General features: G+C 39.5%; 25 protein-coding genes and 3 tRNA genes. 12 read left to right on the top strand and 16 right to left on the bottom strand.

Going from position 1 to position 25,730, the window contains the following annotated elements; translation table 11 throughout:
• Nucleotides 1-135: 135 nt before the first annotated feature.
• On the bottom strand, nucleotides 136-564 hold the full coding sequence (locus tag WC788_04620; GenBank protein ID MFA6096881.1) for a hypothetical protein: 429 nt from the start codon (nucleotides 562-564) through the stop codon (nucleotides 136-138).
• Between the two features lie 44 nt (nucleotides 565-608).
• Between WC788_04620 and WC788_04615 the strand changes: the two genes are divergently transcribed.
• Nucleotides 609-1,013: a hypothetical protein gene (locus WC788_04615; protein ID MFA6096880.1), complete on the top strand. Its 405-nt coding sequence runs from the start codon at nucleotides 609-611 to the stop codon at nucleotides 1,011-1,013.
• A 20-nt stretch (nucleotides 1,014-1,033) separates the two neighbouring features.
• On the opposite strand, the gene WC788_04610 is transcribed toward WC788_04615, so the two are convergent.
• The 7 genes from WC788_04610 to WC788_04580 all read right to left on the bottom strand — a co-directional run bounded on the left by WC788_04610 (nucleotide 1,034) and on the right by WC788_04580 (nucleotide 7,398).
• Nucleotides 1,034-1,993 carry a L,D-transpeptidase family protein gene (locus tag WC788_04610; GenBank protein MFA6096879.1) on the bottom strand — a complete coding sequence of 320 codons (960 nt, stop codon included), beginning with the start codon at nucleotides 1,991-1,993 and terminating at the stop codon, nucleotides 1,034-1,036.
• Between the two features lie 76 nt (nucleotides 1,994-2,069).
• On the bottom strand, nucleotides 2,070-2,264 hold the full coding sequence (locus WC788_04605; GenBank protein ID MFA6096878.1) for a hypothetical protein: 195 nt from the start codon (nucleotides 2,262-2,264) through the stop codon (nucleotides 2,070-2,072).
• Nucleotides 2,265-2,334: 70 nt separating this feature from the next.
• Nucleotides 2,335-3,030, bottom strand: coding sequence for a methyltransferase (locus WC788_04600; GenBank protein MFA6096877.1), 696 nt, complete (start codon nucleotides 3,028-3,030; stop codon nucleotides 2,335-2,337).
• A 108-nt stretch (nucleotides 3,031-3,138) separates the two neighbouring features.
• Nucleotides 3,139-3,294 carry a hypothetical protein gene (locus tag WC788_04595; GenBank protein MFA6096876.1) on the bottom strand — a complete coding sequence of 52 codons (156 nt, stop codon included), beginning with the start codon at nucleotides 3,292-3,294 and terminating at the stop codon, nucleotides 3,139-3,141.
• A gap of 73 nt (nucleotides 3,295-3,367) precedes the next feature.
• A complete protein-coding gene (locus tag WC788_04590; protein ID MFA6096875.1) occupies nucleotides 3,368-4,186 on the bottom strand; it encodes a double zinc ribbon domain-containing protein in 819 nt (272 codons plus the stop codon).
• A gap of 283 nt (nucleotides 4,187-4,469) precedes the next feature.
• Nucleotides 4,470-4,673: a hypothetical protein gene (locus tag WC788_04585; protein ID MFA6096874.1), complete on the bottom strand. Its 204-nt coding sequence runs from the start codon at nucleotides 4,671-4,673 to the stop codon at nucleotides 4,470-4,472.
• Between the two features lie 142 nt (nucleotides 4,674-4,815).
• Nucleotides 4,816-7,398 (bottom strand): ATP-dependent Clp protease ATP-binding subunit, encoded by a 2,583-nt coding sequence (locus WC788_04580; protein ID MFA6096873.1) that lies wholly within the window; start codon nucleotides 7,396-7,398, stop codon nucleotides 4,816-4,818.
• 382 nt (nucleotides 7,399-7,780) lie between these two features.
• Between WC788_04580 and WC788_04575 the strand changes: the two genes are divergently transcribed.
• The 11 genes from WC788_04575 (at nucleotide 7,781) to WC788_04525 (ending at nucleotide 16,419) form a co-directional block, all read left to right on the top strand.
• Entirely contained in the window at nucleotides 7,781-8,800 is a 1,020-nt protein-coding gene (locus WC788_04575) for a hypothetical protein (protein MFA6096872.1), read from the top strand.
• Nucleotides 8,801-8,906: 106 nt separating this feature from the next.
• The gene (locus WC788_04570; protein MFA6096871.1) at nucleotides 8,907-9,254 is read left to right on the top strand and encodes a hypothetical protein; all 348 of its coding nucleotides are present in this window, start codon (nucleotides 8,907-8,909) and stop codon (nucleotides 9,252-9,254) included.
• Nucleotides 9,255-9,584: 330 nt separating this feature from the next.
• Nucleotides 9,585-10,817 carry a hypothetical protein gene (locus tag WC788_04565; protein MFA6096870.1) on the top strand — a complete coding sequence of 411 codons (1,233 nt, stop codon included), beginning with the start codon at nucleotides 9,585-9,587 and terminating at the stop codon, nucleotides 10,815-10,817.
• A 131-nt stretch (nucleotides 10,818-10,948) separates the two neighbouring features.
• Complete coding sequence (locus WC788_04560; GenBank protein ID MFA6096869.1) at nucleotides 10,949-12,043, top strand: hypothetical protein; 1,095 nt, start codon at nucleotides 10,949-10,951, stop codon at nucleotides 12,041-12,043.
• A gap of 121 nt (nucleotides 12,044-12,164) precedes the next feature.
• Nucleotides 12,165-12,734, top strand: coding sequence for a hypothetical protein (locus WC788_04555; protein ID MFA6096868.1), 570 nt, complete (start codon nucleotides 12,165-12,167; stop codon nucleotides 12,732-12,734).
• A gap of 144 nt (nucleotides 12,735-12,878) precedes the next feature.
• Nucleotides 12,879-13,343 carry a regulatory protein RecX gene (locus WC788_04550; GenBank protein MFA6096867.1) on the top strand — a complete coding sequence of 155 codons (465 nt, stop codon included), beginning with the start codon at nucleotides 12,879-12,881 and terminating at the stop codon, nucleotides 13,341-13,343.
• 22 nt (nucleotides 13,344-13,365) lie between these two features.
• Nucleotides 13,366-15,072: a VanW family protein gene (locus WC788_04545; protein ID MFA6096866.1), complete on the top strand. Its 1,707-nt coding sequence runs from the start codon at nucleotides 13,366-13,368 to the stop codon at nucleotides 15,070-15,072.
• 59 nt (nucleotides 15,073-15,131) lie between these two features.
• Entirely contained in the window at nucleotides 15,132-15,758 is a 627-nt protein-coding gene (locus tag WC788_04540; GenBank protein MFA6096865.1) for a nucleoside triphosphate pyrophosphatase, read from the top strand.
• A gap of 96 nt (nucleotides 15,759-15,854) precedes the next feature.
• Nucleotides 15,855-15,926, top strand: a tRNA-Arg gene (locus WC788_04535).
• Nucleotides 15,927-16,140: 214 nt separating this feature from the next.
• Nucleotides 16,141-16,213: transfer RNA gene (locus WC788_04530), tRNA-Lys, on the top strand.
• A 132-nt stretch (nucleotides 16,214-16,345) separates the two neighbouring features.
• Nucleotides 16,346-16,419, top strand: a tRNA-His gene (locus WC788_04525).
• Here WC788_04525 and WC788_04520 read toward each other — a convergent pair.
• From WC788_04520 to WC788_04485, 8 genes are all read right to left on the bottom strand, one after another.
• Nucleotides 16,387-17,883, bottom strand: coding sequence for a recombinase family protein (locus WC788_04520; GenBank protein MFA6096864.1), 1,497 nt, complete (start codon nucleotides 17,881-17,883; stop codon nucleotides 16,387-16,389). The genes WC788_04525 and WC788_04520 overlap by 33 nt on opposite strands.
• Nucleotides 17,884-17,887: 4 nt before the next feature.
• On the bottom strand, nucleotides 17,888-20,584 hold the full coding sequence (locus WC788_04515) for a DEAD/DEAH box helicase family protein (GenBank protein MFA6096863.1): 2,697 nt from the start codon (nucleotides 20,582-20,584) through the stop codon (nucleotides 17,888-17,890).
• A 5-nt stretch (nucleotides 20,585-20,589) separates the two neighbouring features.
• Complete coding sequence (locus WC788_04510) at nucleotides 20,590-22,428, bottom strand: site-specific DNA-methyltransferase (GenBank protein ID MFA6096862.1); 1,839 nt, start codon at nucleotides 22,426-22,428, stop codon at nucleotides 20,590-20,592.
• 2 nt (nucleotides 22,429-22,430) lie between these two features.
• On the bottom strand, nucleotides 22,431-22,610 hold the full coding sequence (locus WC788_04505) for a helix-turn-helix domain-containing protein (GenBank protein MFA6096861.1): 180 nt from the start codon (nucleotides 22,608-22,610) through the stop codon (nucleotides 22,431-22,433).
• An 87-nt stretch (nucleotides 22,611-22,697) separates the two neighbouring features.
• Nucleotides 22,698-23,639 (bottom strand): hypothetical protein, encoded by a 942-nt coding sequence (locus tag WC788_04500; GenBank protein MFA6096860.1) that lies wholly within the window; start codon nucleotides 23,637-23,639, stop codon nucleotides 22,698-22,700.
• Nucleotides 23,640-23,835: 196 nt separating this feature from the next.
• A complete protein-coding gene (locus tag WC788_04495; GenBank protein MFA6096859.1) occupies nucleotides 23,836-24,099 on the bottom strand; it encodes a septation protein SpoVG family protein in 264 nt (87 codons plus the stop codon).
• Between the two features lie 225 nt (nucleotides 24,100-24,324).
• Nucleotides 24,325-25,107, bottom strand: a complete 783-nt coding sequence (locus WC788_04490; protein ID MFA6096858.1) for a hypothetical protein — start codon at nucleotides 25,105-25,107, stop codon at nucleotides 24,325-24,327.
• 114 nt (nucleotides 25,108-25,221) lie between these two features.
• A complete protein-coding gene (locus WC788_04485; protein ID MFA6096857.1) occupies nucleotides 25,222-25,725 on the bottom strand; it encodes a hypothetical protein in 504 nt (167 codons plus the stop codon).
• Nucleotides 25,726-25,730 lie beyond the last annotated feature (5 nt).

Genomic DNA, 25,730 nt, shown 5'->3' with positions numbered 1-25,730 from the left:
ATAAAAATGTATTTGCGGTTTCGATCTATGACGAAGATAGCACGAAACAGATTGAAAAGCTTCTCCGCAAGATCAAGTCCGAAAGGGCATAAAAAAACGGGACTTGGCAAAAAAAGTTTCTTAGAATCATTTGTTCTAAGGCTTTTTTATTTCTTGCCATGCCCGAATCGCCTTGTCTCTCAAGCCGAGAGAATGTTTTCCCAGGAATATCACTGCGATGCCCAGCATCGTCGCCCAAATAGCGCTGTAAATAATGATGCCGATCAAGTATAATATCCCGAACTCTCCGTGAAAAAAACTTCCAAAGAGCGCAAGCAGGATCGTCAGGATAAAGACCCATTTCCAGACCTGTCCGCCAAGGCGGTATATTTCCTCAGCCCCATTGTCGCCAAGGTCCGGATACTCGTTCATCATATATGAGATCGCATGTGCTTTCCTGTTCTCAATGAACAATTTTATTTTATTTATCTCCTCTTTGATTTTTATTCCTCCTGTTGGCGATTTTTTAACCGAAAAATACATTATAGCACCAAAAAATATATTGTAAAAGATGAACGCAAACATTGACACATCCTCTGTTTTATCTATAATGGCCAAGGAGGTAGATTATGCCGATATCTGGCCAGACAGCAGCTTTAATATTTATAGCCGTAGCAGCTATCCTCGCGTACTTTATGGTAGTCGGGCCGCGCCTGACGGTTCGCAAAGAGAAAAAATCAATAAAGGATTTTGGATTCTTCGCTAAAAGCAAACGAATAATAGAAGATAACAAGAAGTATATATTAACAGAGATGACGCTGCCGACGATCCTGCAAGCCATAGTTTACAAGATCGAGGATCAAAATTCGAACATTGAGCTCAAACCTAAATTCCACAAAGAAATATTGCAGGGAGATAAAAAAACGGTCATTTACAAGACCAGAGCGCTCGATAACATGGCAGTCATTGTAAAAACCGGACTAAGAGGATGGGATTATTATGACACCAACGACAGTCCGATAATTGAAACCTAAATGAACAACTGTTCATTTTTTTATTTATGTATGTATATCGGCGTTCCGATATCCGCCCAGTCATACACATATTTGGCAGGACCCATGCCCAGTCTGACGCACCCATGGGAAGCTTTGTGTCCCAGATGACTTTCCCCTTCCCTATATCCTCCCGGCCAATACGGAAGTTCGTGTATATAGAACGGCCCCGAAAAATTCATACTATATGGCATCCAAAGACCGTATCCGCTGGACCAGTGATTGATCTCCTTTCTTTGAACGGAATAGGTTCCAAACGGAGTGGAAAGCCCCGGGATCCCGCTTGATACCAAAAAACTGTTAACCTTGATCCCATCCTCGAAGATCGTCATCACCTGATAATCAATGCTGATATCTATATATTTTCCCTCCTTGAATTTCGGATCGACTTCGATCTCGGTTACCGGCTGCGATATTACCGGCGGTATATATTTATTCTTTGATAGCTGCAGCTCTGCGAATATCACTTCTTCCTTTTCCAGTCCGATCTCTTTGTTATCTTCATCGGAAGATCTTGTGTAAATATTGAACCTCTTACTGTCCATCATAAGTCCGCTTAATCCCCTGACGCCTTTCAACTCGATCTCATATTTCGTCTCCGGCAAAAAAGGCTCTCTGTGATTCAATATCAATATTTTTCCATCATCGGACAGAACCTGCTCGCGCCCGACATAAGGAGTAATTTTAATATTATCTTCGTTCAAAAATACCACGGGCTGATTGAAAACTATTTTTATTTCCGAGTTGATGTTGATTTCGGACTCATTTTCCATTTTTGCATCAATAGCATATATATCCGGATATCCCTCCATCGCCGCCTGAGCCGTAAAATAAACGACAAAAACCGTCGTTAGGATAATAATGATATACGAGACGGCTTTTTGCGGTTTGGATAGAAACATCAACCGCGAACCGAAGGAAGTGTTTATCAAATTTTCATTGCTTGAATTTGTTTTTTTCATTTGTCCGACGAGCTAAAAATAAAAAGGGTACACCGAATATGTTCACCCTTGATATCGCTATATTAAATAATTACCGTTATTCTCCCGGCTCCATAAGAATTTTATCTATTTCTTCCCTGACCTCATGCGCAAAATTCTCGTCCAGTTGCTGTATTTTCTTAATCTCGTCCTCTTGAGCATCAGGGTCTTCAATCCTCAATATCCTTTCCGCTTCACTTACCGGGGAAATGGCTTCCTGCGGCATATTTTGTTCAATAGAACCGAATTTCATATTGATCGCATTAAATGATTACACTTATATTGTATCACATTTTTTAATTAAAATCAAGAGCTTAAATCTTCTATAACAGAAAAGGAACTTCCTTTTTATATTCTTTGTACCCGGGAAATTCTCGCTCAACTTCAAGCTCTTCCTGTTTGCACAGTGTGATATATTTATATATCAGGACTGGCGCAAAAAAAAGCGTCAGAAAAGTCGGCCACCCCAAAAACCATCCGGTTATAAAAAGAATGAAGCCGAGATATTGAGGATGTCTTGAGAGAGAATATATTCCTCCGAATGCAAGATGATTCTTCTTCGCCTGGCCATAGAGCGTGATCCATCCGGAAAAGATCAGCATCATTCCGATCGTTATCAGCACCAATCCGTATGCCATGACAATATCGGCCCCGAATCCCACTCCCAGAAGATTAAATTCCAGAATATTCTCGGGCGCCTTCAGGCCGGGCCTGAGAAAATACTTCGATGCGAATATGATCGTAAGGGGCATTCCATACATTTCCACAAAGAGCGAAATAATAAAAGCGCTGACGATCCCATATTCAACCCATTTCACCTTCCTTCTGAACGATAAAAGCAAAAAAAATGCCAGCGACACCGCTATGCTTATCAAAACGATATGCCACTCATTCTTTATGACATCCGCAATGATCGTTCCGGTCAGATAGACATAGAAGTGTTCATAAAAATCTCCGAAAAATATCAGCGGAACGAGAGCCAGCAAAAAAAATGGTCCCCGTATTGCGTTTTTTCTCATATATGAACTTCGCATATGATATATTCCGTCTTACATGTTTATTATTAAAAAACGAAAAGGGCAATCATATTCGCCCCCTAGCGCCTTATCCGAACCCGCGCGCCCGGATCATCCTTCCGATATCAGGTCGGAAATGCTTTTCATCGCATCGGAACCGAATTTTTCAAATTCCTCCATCGCCTTATTATGTTCAATATCATTCTTGATCTTTCCAATTTTTTCTTCGACCTCGTCGAATGACTTTTCATTGAAGTTGAATTCCATAAAATAGGTTAATTCATTAAGCAGTGATATTATTTTAGCATACCGAAGGAAAATATCAAGAATTCCGTCATAACTATCTCCGCGCCACGACCAGTCCCCAGACACTCTTCGCTCCTGAACGACGTATGACCCCGGCGCATTCATCGATCGTCGCAAGAGTAGTGCTGACATCATCAAGAATAATCACGTTCTTATTTTTTAACAAAGCGGGATCCTGGCACAGAAATGCTCCGGAAATATTCTCTTTTCTCCTCAGGACCGTGTCCACCTTGGTCTGTGGTTGCGTATTTTTCACTCTCGCGACAGTGTCTTTGACGAGACTGATGTTGAATCTTTCCGACACATTCCGCGAAATTAGCTCCGCCTGATTGAATCCTCTCCAATTTTGTCTTTTTTTGTGAAGCGGCACAGGAACCAAAACCGTTTCGGTTCTTCTGTTTTTTTCTTCATCAATGTATTTGTCTTCGTCCTCAGTCCACGAGAAATTATCCAGGAATATGTCATGGAATTCTGTGAATTCCTCGGCCTCAAGAACGCTTCTTTCAATGATCTTCGAAAGCGAAAAAGAGATATCCCTGACGAAACTGAACTTAAGTTTTTTTATGGCATCGCTGACCAGCTTGCTGTCATATTCCGATGACACCCAAAGACCGTCAAGCGAGGTCTTTCTCCTGCACCTGATATGCGTCTTTCCGCCTTCACTATATTCTTCGCACGCGGGACAAGCCTGAATTCTGCGTATTGGAACTTTTTTCAGGCAGCTTTCGCAGATCCATCTCTCTTTCGGTTCCAGATCCTCGAACTCCACGCCGCACCCCAGACATCTGATCGGAAACAAAAGGTCGATGATAAAGATTCTTGCGCGCAATAGGTGTTCCTTGGTTTTGCTCATGGCAAAATGGGGTTTAAATATAATTTATCTGAAATATATTTTAAATACTTTATTAATTATCACATCAATTAATACATCACCGGATCGACACCAAAAAAACGGGAATGAATTAATATTTCCATGACAAGCCATCCTCAACAAATTTGCGAGAAATCGTGGCTTTAATAAATCCGGCAATCAGCATTAGCTGATCGCGGTGTGTTTTGTGATGCCCTACGATATGCTTTCCATGAAAAAACCCACAAGATGTAATTTTTACAAGTGGGCAATATAGGAACATTAATTATTTTGCATGATTTCTGCTGTCAAAATAATCTACGAGATAATTTTCTATTTCTTGTTCAAGCTCTTTAAATCGCTTATCCGACAAGCGAAGCGCTTTTTTCACAGAGTCTCCAATCGACACATCGCCTGGCGTAGGCCTATCCGCAATCAAAAGCGCTTTAATCTTTTTCTTCTGTTTATCAGTTAATTTATTCTCTCTCATATTCACACCTCGTACCTTAATGTCAAGTCCACGCTACCACACTTATTTATTATTGTCAAGATACACCTATCACTAAAAGATAGAACAATATCATTCATTGCCCATCTTATTATCTTCAAATAACGCTTGATCTAATAAACATTTATTTTTTCTTCTTCAAAACGATCTTTCCCTTCTCCAGATCCAAAACAACAATGTCCCCTCTTTCAACATTCCCACCCACCAGTTCTTGCGAGATCATATCTTCCGCCATGGATTGCAGATTCCTTCTCACCAGCCTTGCGCCTTCATTCGGATCAAAAGACTTCGCCGCAACATAGTCCAGCGCCTTTTTCGTCGCCTTGATCTTGATGCCATTGGTCCTCTCGATCCTCTTTGCCAGATCTTCAAACTGCATCTTTGTTATTGAATTTATATCTTTTTTCCCGAGCGGATCGAATATGATCACGCTATCCAGCCTGTTGATGAATTCCGGCCTGAATTCGCCTTTAAGCTCTTTTATTATGGAATCTTTCGTATCAATATATTTCTTGCGTATCTTTTCTTTCTTTTCATCATCATTTACGTCCGATGTATTCGAAAACCCGATCTTGGCCTCCTCGGTCATTTCCTCGGTACCGATGTTCGAAGTCATGATTATCACCGTATTCTTGAAATTCACCTTTCTTCCCGCCGCATCGGTAAGCTCGCCATCTTCAAATATCTGCAGAAGGAGATTAAAAACATCCGGATGAGCCTTCTCCACCTCATCGAACAATATCACGGAATATGGATGGAGCCTGACTTTTTCCGTAAGCTGTCCGCCTTCTTCATAGCCCACATATCCCGCCGGCGCTCCAACAAGCCTCGAAACATTATGGCGCTCCATGAACTCGCTCATATCAACTTTGATCAGCGCATCCTGATTCTCATATATCACCTTCGCAAGCACCTTCGCAAGCTCTGTTTTTCCGACTCCCGTAGGCCCCAGGAACATAAAAACGCCAAGCGGCCTGTTCTCGCTGGAGATCCCGAGCCTTGCCCTGCGCACGGACTTCGAGATCACGCTTATCGCTTCGTCTTGTCCTATGATGAATTTTTTAAGCTTTCCCTCAAGGTCCTTCAGTCTTTCTCTCTCTTTCGAAACCATTTTTTTGACCGGAATCCCGGTTATCCTGGTTATCACGTCAGAGATATCATCAGCCGTAACGGGTGTTTTGCTTCCTTTCTTGTTTTCCTCGTCCTGCAATTTATAAAGCTCGATCACCTTTCTTTCAGTATCCCCCTCCTTATCCTTGATAAGAAGCGCTTCGTCATATTTTTCTTCATCGATCGCCTTTTCTTTTTCAAGCTGGATCGCCCTTTTCTTCGCCTCAAGGATCTTTATCTTCCCGAAATAGTTCTTTCCCGTATTCCTGCTTCGAACCAGAGCCGACGCTTCATCGAGAACATCGAAAGCCTTGTCGGGCAAAAATCTTTCCGAAAGAAATCTCTCGGAAAGTTCCACTGCCATATCCACCGCTTCCTCGCTTATCAAAAGATTGTGATGTTTTTCATAAAGCCCCTTGAGCCCTCTGAGCATCTTTTTTGTCTCTGCTACGCTCGGCTCTTCGACAAGGACCATTTGAAACCTTCTCTCAAGCGCCGCATCCTTCTTGAAGTGTTTCCTGTATTCGTCCAGTGTTGTCGCGCCGATACAGGAGATATCTCCCCTTGAAAGCGGCGGTTTCAGAATATTCGCGGCATCAAGACTGCCTGAACCGCTTGCGCTTCCGGCGCCTATGATCGTATGAATTTCGTCTATGAACAAAATTACATTCGGATTTTCCTGTGCTTCGGCAATGACATCTTTCAGGCGCGCCTCGAACTCGCCCCGAAAAACCGCTCCGGCGACAAGAAGCCCCACGTCCAAAGAATAGATCCTCTTATTAAGAAGGTTCACGGGAACCTTTCCTTCGAATATCCTTTGCGCAAGACCTTGCACTATTGCCGTCTTTCCAACCCCGGGCTCTCCCACAAGCACCGGATTGTTCTTCGTTTTTCTGTTCAAAATATTGATAACCTTTCCGACCTCTTCCTCCCTGCCGATGATCGGATCCGTCTTTTTTTCTTCGAAACTCTTTATAAGATCTATGCAAAAACATTCGAGGGCCGATTGCTTCTGGGACATCTGATCGCGGAAATTCGGCATATCCATCATAAACCCGTTCATACCCTGCGGACCTGGAAATATCTGTCCGGGATTTATCTTCTGAATTTTCACTGTCTGGTCGAAAAGATCGACGATGTCGGTAAATCTCGCCGAACTCTCAAGAAGCGCCTTTAGCTGCTGCAACAATGTTTCCGCCTTGATGCCCACGCCGGAAAACAGATCTATGGTCTTTTTGTCATTGGTCACAAGAATGGCATAAAGCAGATGCTCCGTACCAATATATGAATGTTTGTATTTGCTCGCGATCAGAACCGTTTTTTTGAAGATGTTCTTCAGTTCGCCCGAAAGAACCGGCTTCCATTTTTTCGCTTTCGGGATCACATCAATGACATCATGCAGATTTTTCAGATTGACCTTATCCATGCCGAGAACATTCGAGCCGATGCTTCCCTTCTGGGATATTATCCCATAGATTATATGCTCGATGCCGATATAGTTATGATTGAATTCTCTCGAAATGTTTTCGGCGTTGTTGATCACGCTTTTCAAGTTCGATGTGAATTTATCCTGTATTTTTGGTGGAAATAGACCCATGTTTTAAATTAAAAATGTAAAATGTAAAATGGCAATATATGCTCCAATACAATTGATTCCGCATAAAATGATACGAAATTAATGTTTTTCTGTTTTATGTTTCACGTTTCATGCCTCATCTACCCCATTTAAGCAGTTAATTCAAGTATACACAAGACTTGACAATTATCGTTTTATTGTATATAATATGCGGTTGCTCTTTTATAATGGATTTTTGTGGGGATAATTGGATATTTTCAATCGGGAAAAGGAGATTAGCTCCTTTCTGCCCGAATTATTAATAAATATCTATTTAAAGTATTCATCTACCCCCACAAGAATATTGGCACCAATATGGAAGTGCCGCTTATGGGTAAGTTACAAAATACGTGAGGAATATAAGATGAGTGAAAAACCAGAAAAACCCAAAATAAGCAACGAAGGAAAGAAACTAGCCCAAAGAGTATGGACTGGTACGAGCAATAAGGCAATCGAAGAGGAAATAAGTAATGACCTCAAATTGCTTGGGGAAAGAAACCTGATCTGGCAAAAGATCGAGGGCATCAGAAAAGATGCCAGACAGAAAGGAAAGAACGTAAATATCCCGGCAGATGGCTCCGCTGTTGCAGAAACATCAACCGAGAAAGAACAGCCTGCGACTGTTTTTGTTCCAGGTTTTGAACCGATTGCCTGCACAGATCCCAAAACTACAGTTTTCAAGAATCGAACCGGCGATTCGGAAGACCTTCGCACCGCAAAAAAAATGCTTGCAATAGGCATTGAGAGGGTGGAAGAGAACATTTCAGAGATGATTGATTCAGCCAAAAAGTCTGCTCAAGCATTGAAGCAGAAAGACGGCGGAAAGATCCTCTGGGAGGGCAAACAAAAAGAAACAGAAATGGTAATGTCCACAGAAAAGAATAAACCGGAAAATTTTGCGAAAAACGCAGGAGGTGGACACATATTAAGCCTCTACAAGGCGGCCCGAGGAAATCCCGAAAAACGAAGAATAAAACATCTCAGAGGAAAACGGGAGGGCGCTTCAGTGGAGGTCTGCACTTATCTGGCCATAGACCGGGATATCAGCGCTGAAATCGACATCCGAAACGCGAAGATCATGCAATCGGCAGGCCATAAGATCATTCAGATCGGAGACCTGCGCATAGTCATTCCGGAAGACATTGAAACACCGAACAACATACTGACGGGAAAATTCGCCTTGAAGGTGATTGCCATCCGGGAATCGGAAGAGCAGCCGCGCGCTTTCTTCCCCCAGATGAAATATCACCATGAATTAAATGGTGAGAGGCCGATATTGGTCGTAAGTGTCGACAAAGAGAAAAGAGAACCGTGTGAAAACTCATATCACACGACTCCATCGTTCAACGGAGACATAGTCCACCTTGAACCAAGGGCGGAGTAAACAACTCAACTTGGTAGCCCAAGGCTACCAAGTTGGAATATTTTTTCAAGAGTGATTGTCCGGATAAAGATCCGCACAGCCACCCTTTAAAAAGGAGATGATTGAAATGGAAAGCGCAAAAAATACAATAAAAAGAAAAGTTACAAGAAAGAAATTGGGAATCAAAGACAGGAAATCGTCCGGAATAATAATCCATCACAGAATAATAAAGGGGACGGACAGAATCAGGAGTGCGTATTTTACATACGCAAGCACAGGAATTGAAGAGAAAAATTTTGCAGCCATCCTTGTTCATAGCGATGGCAGGGATATGCTGATCCCCAAAACACAGATATCCGAGCCCGCAAAGTTTTTCTATATAGAACCGACTTCTTCCGAACTCATCAAAGAGATCGAGACGGAGATCGGAAAAATTAATTTGTACTCTGTCGATATCATCGCAGAATACTTCTAAGGAATGCCGGCAACATTCCTATTGTTATATATTTTGGCATTTTTAAAATATAACGACTCCGGAAACTCGAAGATCCGAATGGTCAGAGACAGACCTCTATATGTTTTCGGGCTTTAGGTATGCCCCATATCGCGCTCTTGACAAATTGTGTGATTGGGTGTATAATACTATGTTGTTCATTAAAAATACCGTTCTGTCCCTTTAGGGCACTTGCATGGGTCTATGGACATATGCAAACACCCTAACGGGACGCACTCATGACCGCTAATAAACGCGGAATAGAGTGTTTTTTTGAGAAGAAAAGAAGAATGAATTGGAGGATAAGAAATTATGTCAAAGAACCAGAAAGGAAGCAACGAAAGACAGCTGAAAAACGAAGCAAGAAGACTGTTGGCCATGCCGGAAGATGAAAGGGAAGCTAAGCTCAGTTTGATGAGAATAGTAAAGTCCGATAAGGCAGAGAGGATTAATCAGCTCATCGCTGAAATAATGGCAGAATCTGCCCCAAAGAAAGAGAGCGAGGAAAAACCAGCGGAAGTTACGGTGGTTGAAGAAACCATAAAAACAGAACCCGAGGCAGTTCCTGCAGTGGACATATCAGAGGAAGTTACCGTGGTTGAAGAAATCGCGGAAACAAAACCTGAAGTTACTCTTGAGGAAGAGAAGCCAGCGGAAGTTGCTATGGTTGAAAAAACCATAGAGACAGAACCTGCAATTATCCCACAGGAGGAGAAAGCTCAGCAGGAAGAAAAACCGGCAGAAGTTACTGTGATCGAAAAAATCACAGAAACAGAACCCAAGGCAGTTCCTGAGGAAGAAAAACCGGCAGAAGTTGAACCGGAAACAAAAATTCCGGGAAGAAATGCCGGACATGTTCTCTGGGAAGGGAAAAAAGAGGAACCAAAAAAGGAACGGAGGATAAAAAAGAACAATAAGGTCAAGATGTTGACAAGTAGCGTTGTCAGGGATGAACCAGAAATCGCACCGCGAAAAGCGTTCATTGTCTCTCTTGAAGAGATCATGAACAATATGAACGGTGACGCGCATATTAATGCGCTCCACAGCGATATAAAAGGGATGGGGATGTCAATGTCGACTCATGCAGCTTTTCTGCATAAGAAATTCGGCAAGATGATCCCTGTCATCATCCAAACTTCAACGGTGCCACACAGGCGCCAACCATCAAGACAGCTCTATGAAAAAGACGTTGGCAGCTGGGTACGCGAAAATGTGCCCGACTGGAAGAATGGTGTATGGTTCATGAGGATTGGACACACAAACATAGTGTCCGACAAGCCATTGAATGTCAACAAAGACATCAAGGGCTACGTCCTGATAAGCTCGAAGAAAGTCGAGCAGGCCGGACGCTTAACACAGTATTTCCCCCACATTATAGTCCTCGGAACCGAGGAGAGGATCGTACCAGCGTTCAGGCTGAGTATAAACGATGAAGCGGGAAACGCTGATGAGTCAGGAGCGGTCCACATCGGACCTACCGTCTCGGCAATGAGGGACGACAAGGAGGTAAAGGAATACCTCCACCTCGAACCTATCAACCTATAGGTAATTAGCACGAAATTCGTGCGGCTAGCAATTTACACCGGAATAACTTGGTGAAACTAAGTTGCTAGCTTCTTTTTTTAAAACATAGCAAGCCTTTATATATAAGCTAAATTCTGATATCATACAAAAGTATGAACGAGAACAATAACTACAATCCGATAGAATCTCAAATGCCACCAAATGGCCGTTCTTTTGACAATGAAAACAATGTTCCGGCAAAAACGGCGGCGCCCAGAAGCCGAAGGATAAATAATGTCGTAATGCCCAACAAACCCCATCTTGATCCGATCACGGCATATTATCTGTTGCTCCGATACGGAACTGAAAAATATCCCGGCATCTCGGAAGCAAAACTGTTTTTCTGGGATTCCAGCGGAGATCCCGATGCCGAAACGCTCAAAAAATGGAATGACGAAGGTTCGATCCTTATCGACGTTGCCGGCGGAGAATTCGATCATCACCTGATTGCGGGAGGGTTTTCTTCCCTGCTCGTCGCCAAATGCCTCAACATCGAAGAAAATCCCGAGATGAAAGCCATATTGGAATACCTCCGTGAAGACGACAATCACGGGCTTCACAATAAATTCGGCGATCTTGCCCACATCGTGAAGATGATGCACAAGCAGAACATCGAGATCCAAAAAATATTCGACCTCGTATTCCTCGCGCTCAACCCAATGATATATTTTGATGACGAAGCAAAAAAGGAATTCGAGGCCAATTCGGTCATTCACAAAGTTAAACGCGGAAAGAACAAAATGAAAGTCGCCGTAATCCGATCGGAAAGCCGGAATGTCGCAAAATACGCCATGCAGAATGAAAGGGTCGGCGTCGTGATACAAAAAAGACCGACAGGCCATATAATGATATTCACAAATAACATTTACAAGATAGATCTCAGGGATGTGATCGGAGCCATAAGAAAGAAAGAGATAGAACTTGCCGGAAAAGAAATACCGGACCTCCGCATTTTGAAAAAAGAAGGCAAGCATCCCGATGTCCAGCATTGGTATTATCACAGATCGCTTAATGCCATCTTGAACGGATCAGATGCCCTTTCGGACACTCCCGCCACGAAATTAACGATTGATGAGATAATAGAGATCGTACTATTCAGCGTAAGCACGGAATATCTTGAAAAATGCGATAATTGCGAAGAAAACAAATGCCCGCATTACAGGCATGGATTCTATAAATGCTACGCAAAAAGAAATAAAATGGTTTAAATTCGATCCGATAACAGGCCAAAATACCCCTTAGGCGGGGGTATTTTGTTTGTGAGTATAATACTTGACAAATCCGCAAAGAGCCACTAATATGCACACATTGGCTAAGGAGGTAGTCAAAATGATCGGTAATGGAAATGACCAGACGAAGATAATATGCGTCGAATTCACTGAAAAACAAAACATAGAAGGTCTCGGACTTGTCTGGGCCGCTGAATATGAAGATTATGGAAGCGACAGGATCGTTATTGTTCCCGATGTAAGATTCTTTGTGCCAAGCGTTGAAGGTTCCTATGTCGCTGTCAAACCAAAAGGATACAGATCATGCAATTCATATCACAAAGGCCTATTGGTCTATCAAACAAAAATTTTTGAAATGATTCCGATCAATGTCACGGAAAATGGTGTATCGATTTTTGAATCTGACTTTTACATCCCACCATGCTTTATGAAGAAGGGCGATTATAATGTATTTTTCCGGACAACGAAAATAAAGAATCAATTTGCTCTGATATGGATCAGCGATGAAGATATGAGAGAAAAGATATTCAGGCATCTCAGAAAAAATGTTCCCTATACAAATCTTCAAGTGAATTCATTCGACCTGATAACAATTGAGGCGGAATTCAGAGAAACCCAGGAGGGATTGGAAACAAAAATAATAAATTCAATTACTTACTGCAAGGGATAGCTTCCCTTTTTTTATTATAATGCCGGAACCTGCCGGCAGACAGGCAGCGGAGTTTGGTTCATTTCAGTTTCCGGCCTGCCCGTTTCGTTTTTTGCCTGATCGGATTTATTGGCTAAAGCCCGTTTATTTGGTAGAATTATGACTATGGAAGAAAAAAATCAAGCAATGATGTTCGCAATGAAGCTGATCGGCCTTCGCAGAAGATCGGTATTTGAAATTGAAGAAAGACTGAAACAAAAGGACTATCAGGAGGACATTATCGCCACGACCATAGATGAACTCAAAAAATTCAGATATCTGGACGATGAAGCATTCGCCGAAGCCTTTATCCGCGACAGGATCAACCTCCGCCCTTGCGGAAAAAGAATGATGGGAAGAGAACTTCGGGCTAAGGGCGTTTCTTCCGGGATCATTGAAGAAAAGCTTGCATCGTTGTTCGACGAACAAACGGAGATAGAACTCGCCCGGCGCTTGGTCTCAAAGAAGATGAAAGTGGTCAAGGACGGTGCAGACAAGAACAAAACCAGGAGGAAACTCAGCGCGTTCCTTGCATCCCGGGGTTTTTCATTCGATATCATTAGCCAAGCCCTGAAAAATAAGCTAGAATAGACTTATAAAAATTATCAATAAAATGAAAAGGACAGAGAAAATAGCATTGGTTATCACAATTATACTTATACTTTCGGCGGCTGGCGGGATCGCATTTTTCAATTATTCGCATAAGGACAAAATACTGCCGAATGTTTTCATAAACGGAGAGAGCTATGAAAATCTTACGCTCGATGAAGCGAAGAATAAGCTTGAGAACAAGATCAAGGATGCCATCGGCAATGGGATCACGTTCTCATACAAAGACAAAATATATACGGCCCAGCCTGCCGACATAGGACTTTCAATAGACACTGAGCGATCTGCAAAAGAAGCATACAGCTTTGGACACGATAAAGATGCACTTGCAATCCTGAAGGACGATCTTCGCCTTCTTGCGGGCAGGGTGGATATTTGGATAGATATGGAGATCGACAAAAACGCTTTCAATGATTTTCTGGCAAAGGAAATTGCCCAGATCGAAGATCCTCCCAAAAATTTCACGTACGATTATGATGGCGATAAATTCATTCCCGTTCCCGCAAGATCCGGAGTGGTCCTGGACCGGACAGACCTGAAACGCACTATTCTGAACAATTTTTCAAAATTCAAAAATGAAACCATAATCATCGCTCTTGTCAAAATGGAACCGGAAGTCACGAGCGACGCCAATAGCACTGCGCTCCTGCATGCAAATAACATAATGGCAAACAAACTGATCCTGAAATATAATTCCAGCAAATGGGCTCTTCAGGGCGAAGATATCATACCATTCGTAAAGTTCGATCCGATAGCGAGCGCAAGCGGAACTTTTGAAAAGGTCCTCGGGATATCGGCAAATGATGAGAATATCGGGAACTATCTTGCAACTCTCACCCCCCAGATAAACCAGGACCCGGTCAATGCCCAGCTTGAGGCAAATGACGGAAAAGTGGATGTATTTTCACTTGACCATGACGGGATCGCGCTTAATGTGGGAAAAAGCGCCGAAGAGATCACCAAGACATTCTTCATTCCCGACAACTATCTAAACAAACAGGAAAAAACTATCGAGATCGATCTTGTCGTCGAAAACGTCGAACCTGAGATCACGATCGAAAGCATAGACAATATGGGGATCACCGCGCTCCTTGCGACCGGAGAATCCGATTTTTCCGGCTCGCCAAAGAACAGGCGCCACAATATCGGAGTCGGCTCAAGCAAGTTCCAGGGCATTCTTGTGGGTCCCGGCGATGAGTTTTCATTTGTAAAGATCCTCGGCGAAGTCGGTCCGAAAGAAGGATATCTTCCTGAACTTGTGATAAAAAAAGGAGAAACTGTCCCTGAATATGGCGGCGGCCTCTGCCAGGTCTCCTCGACCGCATTTCGAGGCGCAGTACAGGCGGGACTGGAAATAACCGAAAGACAGAATCATGCCTATCCGGTAAAATATTATAATCCTCAGGGCACGGATGCCACTATATACCCTCCGCACCCCGACCTCCGGTTCAAGAACAACACTCCGGCCTATATCCTGATCCAAACCAAGATCAAGGGAAATAAGTTATACTTTGAATTCTATGGTTCCGACGATGGAAGAAAAGTTGAAATGATCGGCCCGAAAACATATGACAAGAAAACTGACGGTTCGATGAAAGCGGTTTGGACCCAAAACGTAACCGATAAAGACGGCAATGTGATCATAGACAAAAAATTCTACAGCATATACAAATCCCCCGCCCTGTATCCACACAAGAATCCGCTGGAGTAAAATAGTATAAGTATCGAGTATTCAGTATTTTGAAATCAAAACTTTATAATCAATATTCAATGTCTAAACAAGATAGCATCTCTAAGAAAATAATCCTTGCGTCAGGTTCTGCCAGCAGGATCAAACTCCTGAAAACTGCCGGGATAGAATTTACAAGTGAAAAAAGCGGATACGAAGAAGACATGGATGCGGATCTTCCAGCAAGCGAACTGTGCCAGAAGCTTGCGCTCGGAAAAGCAATGGATGTCGCAAAAAGACACGAAGGCGAAAATGCGATCGTTATCGGCGCAGACTCATTCGGGATCATTGACGGCAAATTTATAGGAAAACCCAATGACTCGGAGGAAGCGAAAAAAGTTCTGAGGCTCATCAGCGGCAGAAAACATGAGCTCATAACAGGTTTTGCCATATTCGACTGTGCAAACGGCAAATTCTCAATAGGTGTCGATATTGCGGAAGTTTGGATAAAAGTTCTTTCCGAAACAGAGATGGACAAATATATAAGAACAGGAGAGCCGCTGGACAAAGCACCCTCCTACACGATCGAGGGCATAGGTGCATTGTTCATCGAAAGGATTAACGGCAATAGTTCAACGGTTATCGGCCTTCCGATCCAAAAAATATATAAAATGCTGCTGGATTTCGGAGTTGACCTTCTGGACTACCACCGGCCCTCCCCCTCTTGATTTTTTTTAAATTTCGGTATATTATACTGTAGTTAGCAAAAAGAGCGCTCGTAGCTCAATAAACAGGAGCACTTGGCCCCTCTGCCGACTATACAGGCCCTTGTAGTGAAATGGATATCACGCTTGGCTTCGGACCAAGAATTTCGGGTTCGAGTCCTGACGAGGGCACAAACGCTATGCTAAGTTGAAAGTTAAAAATGAAAAATTAAAAGTCTTGGAGTTTTGCTTTGCAAAACACAATTATTTTACATTTTGATTTTTAAATTTTTAATTTGAGCGCTAAAAGCGCGATTGGGTTCGTAGCTCAATTGGTTGATCCGCCGGCTGGCGGACTCTTAAGCAATTGGTCGCATGATAATGTTCGATCAAAATTAAATAGTTCGGGTTCGTAGCTCAATTGGTAGAGCAGTTGCCTCTTAAGCAATTGGTCGTGGGTTCGATTCCCACCGAACCCACAAATCAAATTTTTAATTTTAAATGAATTTTTAACGACGCGATTTTTAATCGTTTAATATTTAAAAATTGGTCATTATTTTAAAATTTGAAATTAGAAATTAGAAATTCCTCCGCCATAGGCGGAGGCCATGGTGGCTATGGTGTAGTGGTAACACAGCAGGTTGTGGCCCTGCTATCCTGGGTTCAAATCCCAGTAGTCACCCCATTGTTTATTTCTTGAACACTGAAGGACCGTATCAAACGGTCTTTTTAGTTTAAATAAAAGCTTTTTGCCATTCAATTGGCAGTTCTGAAATAGAAAATTCACGAGTTGTCTTTTTTCTTCGGGTTCAGAACTTTCAAAAATTTCATATGCTCTATTTGCCAAATTTAGGACCTTATTTGCCGTTAGATAATAGCTTTCATTGGCTTGCTGGTATTTCCGCATGTCAAACAATAATTCCTGTTGCTTTTCGTTATACTCTTTCAGTTTTTTGTCATACATGTCCATAGTAATACGCCCATCCAGTCTGTCTTCATACATAACACCCATTCGTTTATCTATCTTATCATAGTCTGATCTGAGATTTTCCAAAGCCTTGTTATGAAATTCATTTTTTGATTTTTCCACAACTTTCAACGATTCAGTAACATCTTCTATGACATTTTGCGGAAGGGCCATATTCTTCAAAACTTCAGCAATCGGCTCTAAAAGCTTTTCCTCTCTGACCCAAACCCTTTTGCAAACCTCTTTGTAATTCGTGCAACTGTAATAAACATATTTTTTCTTATGTATTTCCGGACTAACCGCACAACCGCATTTACTGCATTTCACAAGCCCTTTCAAAACAAAAGGCTTTGACGCATTTTTTCTTGGTTGCTTGTTATAGCTTGCTTTCACTTCTTGGCACTTCTTAAATAGATCATAACTGATGATAGGTTCGTATTTATGGGGGTAAATCTGCCCTTTACGGAGCATTTGACCATGATAGAAGGGATTATTAAGTATTGCTTCAATTTGACGAGCCTTAAGCCGTGTATCTGCCTTATCCTTGCTTATCAAGCCCATCTCCCCTACCATTCTGGCAATTGTTTTCATTGAAGAGTATCCGGATGAGTATAGCTCAAATATCTTTGAAATAATATGAGCCCTCGCTGGATCAGTTACAATTGTTCTATTTCCTTTTCCGTCATCCACATTCAAATAACCAATCGGGGCTTTTCCGGTATATTCGCCTTTTCTTATTTTCATTTCAAAAGTCCGCTTCACGTTGTCGCTGATCTGACCAACATAACTCTTTGCGATAAAAACAGCCAAATCCCATCTTTGAATTTCAGAGCTATTTGAGTCCTTATGTATTACAAGATTTTCCCTGATAAAGTGAATGTCCAGTTTTCCATTTTTTCTAAACTCATCCAACAAAACAGATTCCCTGAAGCTTCTTTGAAGTCTATCAACTGTTTCAACGATCAGAGACAATTTTTCCTTTGATTTTTTTATTTCATCAATAACCAGATCAAATTTCTTCCTTTGGTCCTTGGTTGACGATTCTTCAAATTGATATTCACTTTTTATATCAAACCCTTTTCTAGTTGCATATTCTCTGGCACGAGCAAGTTGAGCAGGTATTGACTGCCCCTCGATCATCTGTTCTTCCGTTGAAACTCTGGCCAAAATTATTGCTTTCATAAATTTATTTATATAGCTTATCATACTCATCCGTAAATTCCTGTTTTAACTTTTCGTTATATAAAGGAAGTCCAATCAAAATATAATCCTTGCTTTCCTTTTTCAAAATTCCTTTAGGGTACTTCTTCGTAATCGCTTTTAGAAAATCGTCTTTCCATTTATCTTTTTCAAGTAGGTTATCGCCTTTCGGCTCAATAAAAACTTGATAGTATTGTTTTTTCGCGTTTCCCAAAAAAAGAAGAAAGTCGGGTTGAAAACCCTGTCCCGTTTTGAAGTCAAAAATTTTGTACTGTTCTTCGTTTCTCAAAAGATACACTTCTTTATATTTCTTTTGTAAGTTCCCAATAGTATCTTTCACAAACTCAATCAAACTCTTTTCCTCACTCGTGCCATAGAACTGGTCCAATGCATACCAATCTTCGTATTTCAATTCTTCTTCTATCCGTTGGCTATCCACATCTTTCATAACGCTCTTTTCTTTTACCTCATCAAAAAGATCACTGAATTTGAACGCGATAAAACCCGACCCATTAAACGGATTGATATTTTTTTGTAGTTCAATCAAAAAGCGGTCAAAAAATGCGGATAGTATCGCGAGCTTTTCTTTGTTCGTTATGTCCTCAAATTCTTTGTCTTTCGTAACAATTCGTATTTCAAAACCACCGATAAATCCAGTTCTAAATTGCTCAACGCTTTCAATTTCAATTTCTTCTTTCAAAAATTCAAATCGAAATAAAGAATTGTCTGCTTTTGCCTTATCGTTCAACGCCTTATAAAAAATGTGTCTTTCAAAATCTTTTATTTTAGCCATAACGGTTTTCAATCCCGTTTCCTCAATACTCAATCTTTCCTTATCGGTGTCTTCACTTTCAAAATCCAATTCTTGCTCTTTTACTCCCAAGTTATGCAAGTCAAAAGTAAAAGGAAACTTCGCCTCTTTCAAACTTTTCTTTCTTCTTTCTGGATTCGCTATCTGCTCGTTTTTCCAAACCTTTATGTCTTTATAGAACCCGCTCTTCATAAATGCGTCTTTCAATCTGAAAGTTTTTCGTATTTTTCCGTCATCAATAAAACCCCGTTCTTTAAGCTCTCGTTTCAATTCAGTGATATATCGATGGTCCGATTCTGAATGATAAAAGAGTTCTTCCAAAACCCGCAATTCGTGTTTCAAATCCTCATCAAACCTTCTTTTATTCTTTTGCGTATCTTTGTATGGAAACGGACAATATCGTACGCCCCGCCCAATAAGCTGTATTTCCGAAATAGTGGTACTTCCCGCCTTTCTGTCGCCTTTGCCCGTCTTTGATTCATCACGCCCCCTATACAAGCGTACAATGTCATACAGATTAAGTACGTCCCAACCTTCCGTAAGCCGATTAACAGTAAAAATAGCCTGTATATGATTATATTTATCTTCCAAGCTGTTTAAAAGCTTCTCTTGATCCGCGTCTGTCTTTTCCGCGGTCTTCGCGGTATTCGTCTTCGAGTTCGTAATAATACAATTCCGCTCGGCAAAATGATATTTTATTAACTGAATAATTTCCGCCTTTTTCACGCTCTCTTTTTTAATAAACTTAATCACATCCAACACGCGGGATTTTCCCTGTTCATACACTTCTTCGCCCTCATTAAACTTGCTCTCAATGTCTTTCAAAAAATCAAAATCACTCACCTTCAAGTTTTGGACTATTTTCAAAAATTCCGCAAAATCCTCTTTTGATTCTTCAATCGTTTTACTTCTGAAAAGTATCACGGGCTTAAAATTTGAAATGCCGTTTTTCAATGCTATTGCGTGCCTGTACCAGTTAAAAATAAGGACTTGTAAAATCCGGTCTTTCTTTTTAAGCGTTGAGGAAAGCAAGTTTATTTCTTTCGTATACCCCGCAGAAAGAAATTGTTTCAAATCAAATTTAAAAACCGTTTTCGGGGCGTATTTATCAATCACTTTTTGATTTTCGGGAATAGTCGCGGTGAATTCCAAAAGCACGTTTTTGTTTCCTTCGCCCTTGCCATTCTTGTTCAACAAAAGCTCAATAACCGTATGTTCCCAACCTTTCTTTTCAATTTCCAGCGGATTCGTGCTTTCCCTCAATTCCGTTTTCAAATCAATTTCAAGCTGTCCGATTTTCTTCGTATCGGCGTTCAAGTGATGTCCTTCGTCCGCCAACATCACAATATCTTTCTTTTTCAAGTCGCCAAGAAAAACCTGATTTTCTCTTTCAATGTGAATGTCATTATACAATTTTTGGATTGTCGTAAATTTTATCTCTATACTATCGATGTTGTTTGAAAACGTATTCACCTTCTTTATTTCAACCGTCTTTCCGTCCACAATAATTTTTTCTTTGAAAACATACTTGCTGTGTGCAGTATCAATAAAATTGTTTTCCGTTTTATCAACGATATTGTTTTGATTCACAAAGAATATAAACTTTCTATACCCCTGTTTATAGTAGTACAAAATCGCTCCCGCCATTAAGAGGGTCTTTCCCGTACCTGTCGCCATATTAAACATCAAATGAGTAGGATACTCCTTATGGTCTTTTTCGCAGAGCAAAAGATTTTCAAACGCTTCTCTTTGCCAGTCAAAAAATTCATATCTCAAATTATCCGAAACGTATTTCGGTATCGCGATAATCTCGGGGGCGTATTTTTTTATCGCGTTCTTCTCAGTATTAAGCTTGTCGTAAAGATATTCCATATCGTTTATTTGCTGTAAAATTCCTTTGTAAGCTTTTGATCATCTTTGCTGATCCCAAATCGTTTGTCGCCCATCTCGCTTTCTTGCACGTACATTTGATTCAAATCAAGCATAGTCAAGAACATTCGCTTTTGCTCATCAAGTGTAATTTTTTTAAAATTTTCTTCTTTCAAAACCTTCTCTTTAAACTCTTTTATTTTCACATTGTAATTGAAAAAATACTTTTCGTATAGCATATCAAACATTTTTTCAAGGGCTTTATGATCCTTCGCCTCGTTTATTTCTTCTTTCGCTTGTTCGTTCCATTTTGCTAGTTCGCAATAAATAAAGCTTCCGCCACCTTTCCATTTCACTAATTTTGAAATACCCGCTTGTTCGCCCTTAACAACCTCTTTCAATCTTGCCTCGGGCAAATCGTGAATATAATCCATTTGTTCAATACCAATCCAATGACGATTCATTTTGTGTGCCACCGATAAAGTCGTTCCTGTTCCCGCGTGATAATCCAAAACATAATCTCCCTCGTCGGTAGTCATTTCAATCAATCTTTTTATTAAAGCTTCAGGTTTTTGTCCGCCCGTAAACTCTTTTTTAAGTTCGGTATGTTGTGATTGATTTTCTTTATAAGCTCGCGGGTCTGCATATACTTGTTTTATGTCATTCCAAACCGTTGAAAGCGGTATCCCTTTGCTTTCATCAAGATATTGTTTTTCCCACTGGGCTTTTCCATTATTGTCGTATCCACGCATACGACGTCGATAGCGACGTCCGTCGCCATCAGTGTACTTAAACCAATCTTCAATATATTTTTCCGAATAAGGGATATAGATTTTGTTTTGTTTTCTTCTTTGATAGTTCTTTGTGTAGTGAAGTATATAATCGTGGATATTTACAGGTTTTGCCCCCGAAGCCCTCCCACCCGAAGGCGACCCATATGACCATATTAACTCTTCCACAAAATTACTCTCATCAAAAACAGCGTCGCAAAGAACTTTTAAATAATGCGATTGATTTATATCAATATGGATAAAAATGTTCCCGTCGTCTGTGAGTAAATCTTTTGCAACTTCCAACCTATTTTTCATAAAGGTCAACCAAGTGGAACGTGTAAATTTGTCATTATAAACAAAGGTATCTTTCCCCGTATTGAAAGGCGGGTCAATATAAATAAGCTTTACTTTGCCAGCAAATTCAACTTTTAAACTATGCAAAGCAAGAAGGTTATTACCCTTTATCACAAAGTTTTCTTTTATCGTTCCGTTTTCATCTCGCTCAATATCTTTTACTGCCACACCGTCCTTTCCACTGTCTTTCGTATGCCGTTTCCAGTTTACCAATGCCTTTTTATCGAACAAGCGGTCAATTTCATCGCGAGCAAGCACTTGATTGAAAAATACCTCGCTTCGTTTCGCGGTCTTTTCTTCGTACTTTTTGCTTTTCTCGGACCATTCAAAATACTCATCCATTCCTTCTTCCGTACTTTGCCCGCCTTCCAGTACACAATCTTTATACGGAAAACCAAGCACAACCTCGCCTCGGTCTTTCAAAAATTCCGGACCATCGGAAAGTCCAATTTGATTCGCGAATTGCGTATATGAATTGTTTATTTTGTTTTCGTCTAAGAAAAACTTGAAATCATTAATATTGAAAACATATACATCTTTGATTTTCGTAAAAAACTTTTCTTTTGTTTCTTTGTGGCCCGCCAAAAGAGCGATAAGATTCGGGTCAATCTTATCCGCGGAGTCCTTCACTTTTGTGTAGCTCAATTCCTTCGTTTCCGTATCAAGAAATGTTTTCTCTTGCTTCAAAATTTTTTCAACTGCTTGTTTAAAAGTGCCCATGATTATTTTTTAGTTTTAACTTTATCTAAAAATATATTAAACTCTTTTTTCTCAATCCTAAATTCCTTGCCTATTTTATAGGCTATGATTTTTCCAGCCTTTATATAACGATAAATGGTCATTATATTTACATTTAAAAGAACCGCTGTTTCTCCTGCGGTTATAAATTCTCTATTCTTCATATCTTTGCATTATGCCTATTATCATAAAACAAATGCACAGCTTTTACACCTACCATTATACTTTACAATTGTTTACAAGGCAAATTTCTAAACTTTAGAGGTTTTATTATGCTTATATGATGTAAATTCTTTAAGCCCTCTTTGAATATCCGCTATAAATCCATAGGACCGCTGATTGAATTCAGGTTTTCTGAACTTCTTCAGATCTTGGCTCATTCTCGGCCATATTGCTTTTGGTAAAATTGTTCTTAATCCTCTGATTCCCTCTTCATCTTTGCATAGAAGATTTAATCCGGTTAAATATATAGCTTGCTTCTTCTTGATCTTGGGATAAGTCAACAATATTTTTTGTAATATTTTCTGCGGATTATTGCCGATATCGAATAAAAACAAATTATTGTCAAAATATTTATTCCAATAAAGATTTAATATCTTCCTGCATAATTCTTTTTTGAAAATGTCTCTGAATAACGGATTTATCGGATAGTTTACCTCTTTCAAAATGCTATTCATCTTGCGTTTTTTGGCTAATCTTATTTCAAACCTCAATACTTCAAGATATTTATATTCCTTTTTTATTAAGTCAAACAATGATTGTTGTTTCAAGGGTTGCTCTTTATCTATCGCCCTGTTCTTAGGCTTACTCATATCTATTATCTTGTCATACATCGCAAAAGCGTTTGAATTTGCATAAAACTGCAACGAATGGCCATTGTTTCTAAAGCTGACTTTTTCCAGATCATACCTTCCATTGAGATTTATTTTCGATAATTCCTTAATGGCTAAAGTTGATGTATTGCCTTTGCTTAATGGAATGTTTTTTGAAGGATGAAATGCGGAAACTTTGGCATTTTCGATGAAACTCGTATAAACCTTTACGCCCATGTCTTCAATTCTCGCTTTTAGTTTATTTACCACTTCATTAAAATCGCTTTCTTCCATTTCGTCCAAATTGTTATCAAATAACAATTTCGGAGCTGAAAATTCTATCTTTAAATCAAAACTTGCTCCTCTTTTTATGATCGTCAATCTCGGTTTGTATATTCCCCTTTCCCTATCTTTCGCTGTCGGATTATTCATATATTTGAAAAAGAATTTCAGATTATCAAGCATTCTTTCAGTTGAAGGACTGAATTTATTGTTATCAGTTATGAGATAACCATTTCTCGGTATTGTTAAAATTATTGTATCAAGCATTTAAGTTTTCATTACATCTTTTATGTTGCTATTTATCAAGCAATTTTTCCACTCTTTCTATTATCGCTTTTTCAATGGCCTTGCTCATTTCCTTATTGATCGGATGATAAATATTGATATTTTTATCGCCAACTTTCTTAGTCGGATAGGTTATCCGGTATCCATTGCCGTCTAATCGCTTATAAACCCCGATTGAGCCTAAATATAGGCAGTTATCAATGACTACGCTGGCAAAAGCCATTAAGCCGTTATTTGGCTTAATCGGCAATATTTGTATTTCCGTTATTGTCATATTCTTCATTACTTTGATAAATTTCCGGATTATTTCTTTTGTCTATTTTCAAAAGCAGATCAAAAAATCCGACAAGGTTTTGTTTTGCCTCAAAGTCCATGTTTTTTAACCGGTTTTGATTTTCTGATCGATCCATTTGTAACAAATAAAAATAGCCTATTACTAGGCTACCTTTATTATATAATATTGTATAAGGCTTTTTCTGTATTACGGAAATTTTCTGTATTACAGTTCTTTTCTTCTCTTCTTTTCCATAGATATTATCTTTCCAATATATTCATAATCCAAATCTGTCTTAAATTTATTGCTCACTAGCTCTTTTATTCTCTTTCTTGGCAAGCTTTTGTTGCTATAAATAAATTGATTTCTCTTTTGAGTTAATTGTTTTTTGGCTTTTATTTTACCAATCTTAATATTTTTATCCTTATATTTATTCTGTAAATACTCGATTTCCCGCTTCCAAATCGTTTTATTTTTTATAAAATCTACTATATCTCTTTGACTGGCATAAGGACTTATTCTTATAGAAATCGGATATGCCATATCATCACTTTTCTGGAATAATTCACCAAATGGCTCTATTTTTTCCTCTATTACATCTTCTACCCTAAACAGACCGCAAGCACTCAATTCATAAATAGGATATAGCTTATTATAATAAATATATTGCAATATTACATCAGAAAAATCAAAATAGTGTAGTTTATACTTTTTGCATATTTTTTCGATGATATCATTTCTTAGATTATTATAGCTATTAAAATTATTTTCAAGAATTAAGTTATGAGGTGGCATTGAATAATGCCCATCAGGATCTGGCCCGAAACCCTTATCAGGAATTTTATATTTATTTCTCAATTCCTTTATCGTTTCAACAAAATATTCATTCTTAGTAATTTCTAAAAAATAGTTCCACATTTTTTGCACCCCCTTGCTTCTCATGTATAAGTCAAGGTCTTTTTCGTTTCGTTTTATCCAATCATCTTGTTTCTTATCTTTTTTGCTCATAAATTAATACTTTCATTACATTTTTATTAATCACTTTATTGTACTTATCGTACCAAATATGGCTGAAATTGCAATATTATTAAATGAAAAGTTCGTGCGATCCTTTTATATTTGCTATGCTAGCCCTAATTTTTTCAGTGTTTCATTTGCTATATTCGCCTCGGCAAGTGCAATATTGATAAGATCCTTTGTTTCTTCTGAAATACCACTATAATTATAACCCTTATTTATATTATTTTGTAATAATTTAAGCTCGCTAAATTTTTTATCAGAAATTTTTGCCACATACGGAAATCCATTGAACTTATCTTTTATTTTTATTAATAATTCTTCCTTACTAAACGATTCTATGTTAGTTATATCAATATAAGAACAACCATTCAAATAACAAGAGTTTTTTTCTTCCCACTCTTCCTTGCGAACAGTTAATGTATAGTATTTTTTACATGTAATTTCCTTCGAGGTTAATACAAAAAAAATATAAATATCGAGTATTGAACTCGATGATAATTTATATTTTGGTTTTACTACAATGGTAGTTTTTTCTTTGGATTTTCTATCCAAAAATACGTTTCTTGTCTTAATTTTGCTTAAAAGCAATTTTTCTGGCAAATCCATAAAAA

This window comes from Candidatus Paceibacterota bacterium (assembly GCA_041661265.1).
In the GTDB taxonomy this organism is placed as follows: Bacteria; Patescibacteriota; Minisyncoccia; order JAHIHE01; family JAGLIN01; genus JBAZUT01.
Note: the sequence above shows the minus strand (reverse complement) of the source record. Positions and strands in the feature narration are given on the sequence as shown.

Coding starts and splice junctions, on each gene's coding strand:
- WC788_04575 (MFA6096872.1), top strand. CDS start 7,781: ATGAGTGAAAAACCAGAAAAACCCAAAATAAGCAACGAAGGAAAGAAA.
- WC788_04555 (MFA6096868.1), top strand. CDS start 12,165: ATGATCGGTAATGGAAATGACCAGACGAAGATAATATGCGTCGAATTC.
- WC788_04505 (MFA6096861.1), bottom strand. CDS start 22,610: ATGAAGAATAGAGAATTTATAACCGCAGGAGAAACAGCGGTTCTTTTA.
- WC788_04565 (MFA6096870.1), top strand. CDS start 9,585: ATGTCAAAGAACCAGAAAGGAAGCAACGAAAGACAGCTGAAAAACGAA.
- WC788_04570 (MFA6096871.1), top strand. CDS start 8,907: ATGGAAAGCGCAAAAAATACAATAAAAAGAAAAGTTACAAGAAAGAAA.
- WC788_04520 (MFA6096864.1), bottom strand. CDS start 17,883: ATGAAAGCAATAATTTTGGCCAGAGTTTCAACGGAAGAACAGATGATC.
- WC788_04485 (MFA6096857.1), bottom strand. CDS start 25,725: ATGGATTTGCCAGAAAAATTGCTTTTAAGCAAAATTAAGACAAGAAAC.
- WC788_04550 (MFA6096867.1), top strand. CDS start 12,879: ATGGAAGAAAAAAATCAAGCAATGATGTTCGCAATGAAGCTGATCGGC.
- WC788_04585 (MFA6096874.1), bottom strand. CDS start 4,673: ATGAGAGAGAATAAATTAACTGATAAACAGAAGAAAAAGATTAAAGCG.
- WC788_04580 (MFA6096873.1), bottom strand. CDS start 7,398: ATGGGTCTATTTCCACCAAAAATACAGGATAAATTCACATCGAACTTG.
- WC788_04620 (MFA6096881.1), bottom strand. CDS start 564: ATGTTTGCGTTCATCTTTTACAATATATTTTTTGGTGCTATAATGTAT.
- WC788_04615 (MFA6096880.1), top strand. CDS start 609: ATGCCGATATCTGGCCAGACAGCAGCTTTAATATTTATAGCCGTAGCA.
- WC788_04605 (MFA6096878.1), bottom strand. CDS start 2,264: ATGAAATTCGGTTCTATTGAACAAAATATGCCGCAGGAAGCCATTTCC.
- WC788_04490 (MFA6096858.1), bottom strand. CDS start 25,107: ATGAGCAAAAAAGATAAGAAACAAGATGATTGGATAAAACGAAACGAA.
- WC788_04590 (MFA6096875.1), bottom strand. CDS start 4,186: ATGAGCAAAACCAAGGAACACCTATTGCGCGCAAGAATCTTTATCATC.
- WC788_04560 (MFA6096869.1), top strand. CDS start 10,949: ATGAACGAGAACAATAACTACAATCCGATAGAATCTCAAATGCCACCA.
- WC788_04595 (MFA6096876.1), bottom strand. CDS start 3,294: ATGGAATTCAACTTCAATGAAAAGTCATTCGACGAGGTCGAAGAAAAA.
- WC788_04495 (MFA6096859.1), bottom strand. CDS start 24,099: ATGACAATAACGGAAATACAAATATTGCCGATTAAGCCAAATAACGGC.
- WC788_04510 (MFA6096862.1), bottom strand. CDS start 22,428: ATGGGCACTTTTAAACAAGCAGTTGAAAAAATTTTGAAGCAAGAGAAA.
- WC788_04610 (MFA6096879.1), bottom strand. CDS start 1,993: ATGAAAAAAACAAATTCAAGCAATGAAAATTTGATAAACACTTCCTTC.
- WC788_04540 (MFA6096865.1), top strand. CDS start 15,132: ATGTCTAAACAAGATAGCATCTCTAAGAAAATAATCCTTGCGTCAGGT.
- WC788_04545 (MFA6096866.1), top strand. CDS start 13,366: ATGAAAAGGACAGAGAAAATAGCATTGGTTATCACAATTATACTTATA.
- WC788_04600 (MFA6096877.1), bottom strand. CDS start 3,030: ATGAGAAAAAACGCAATACGGGGACCATTTTTTTTGCTGGCTCTCGTT.
- WC788_04515 (MFA6096863.1), bottom strand. CDS start 20,584: ATGGAATATCTTTACGACAAGCTTAATACTGAGAAGAACGCGATAAAA.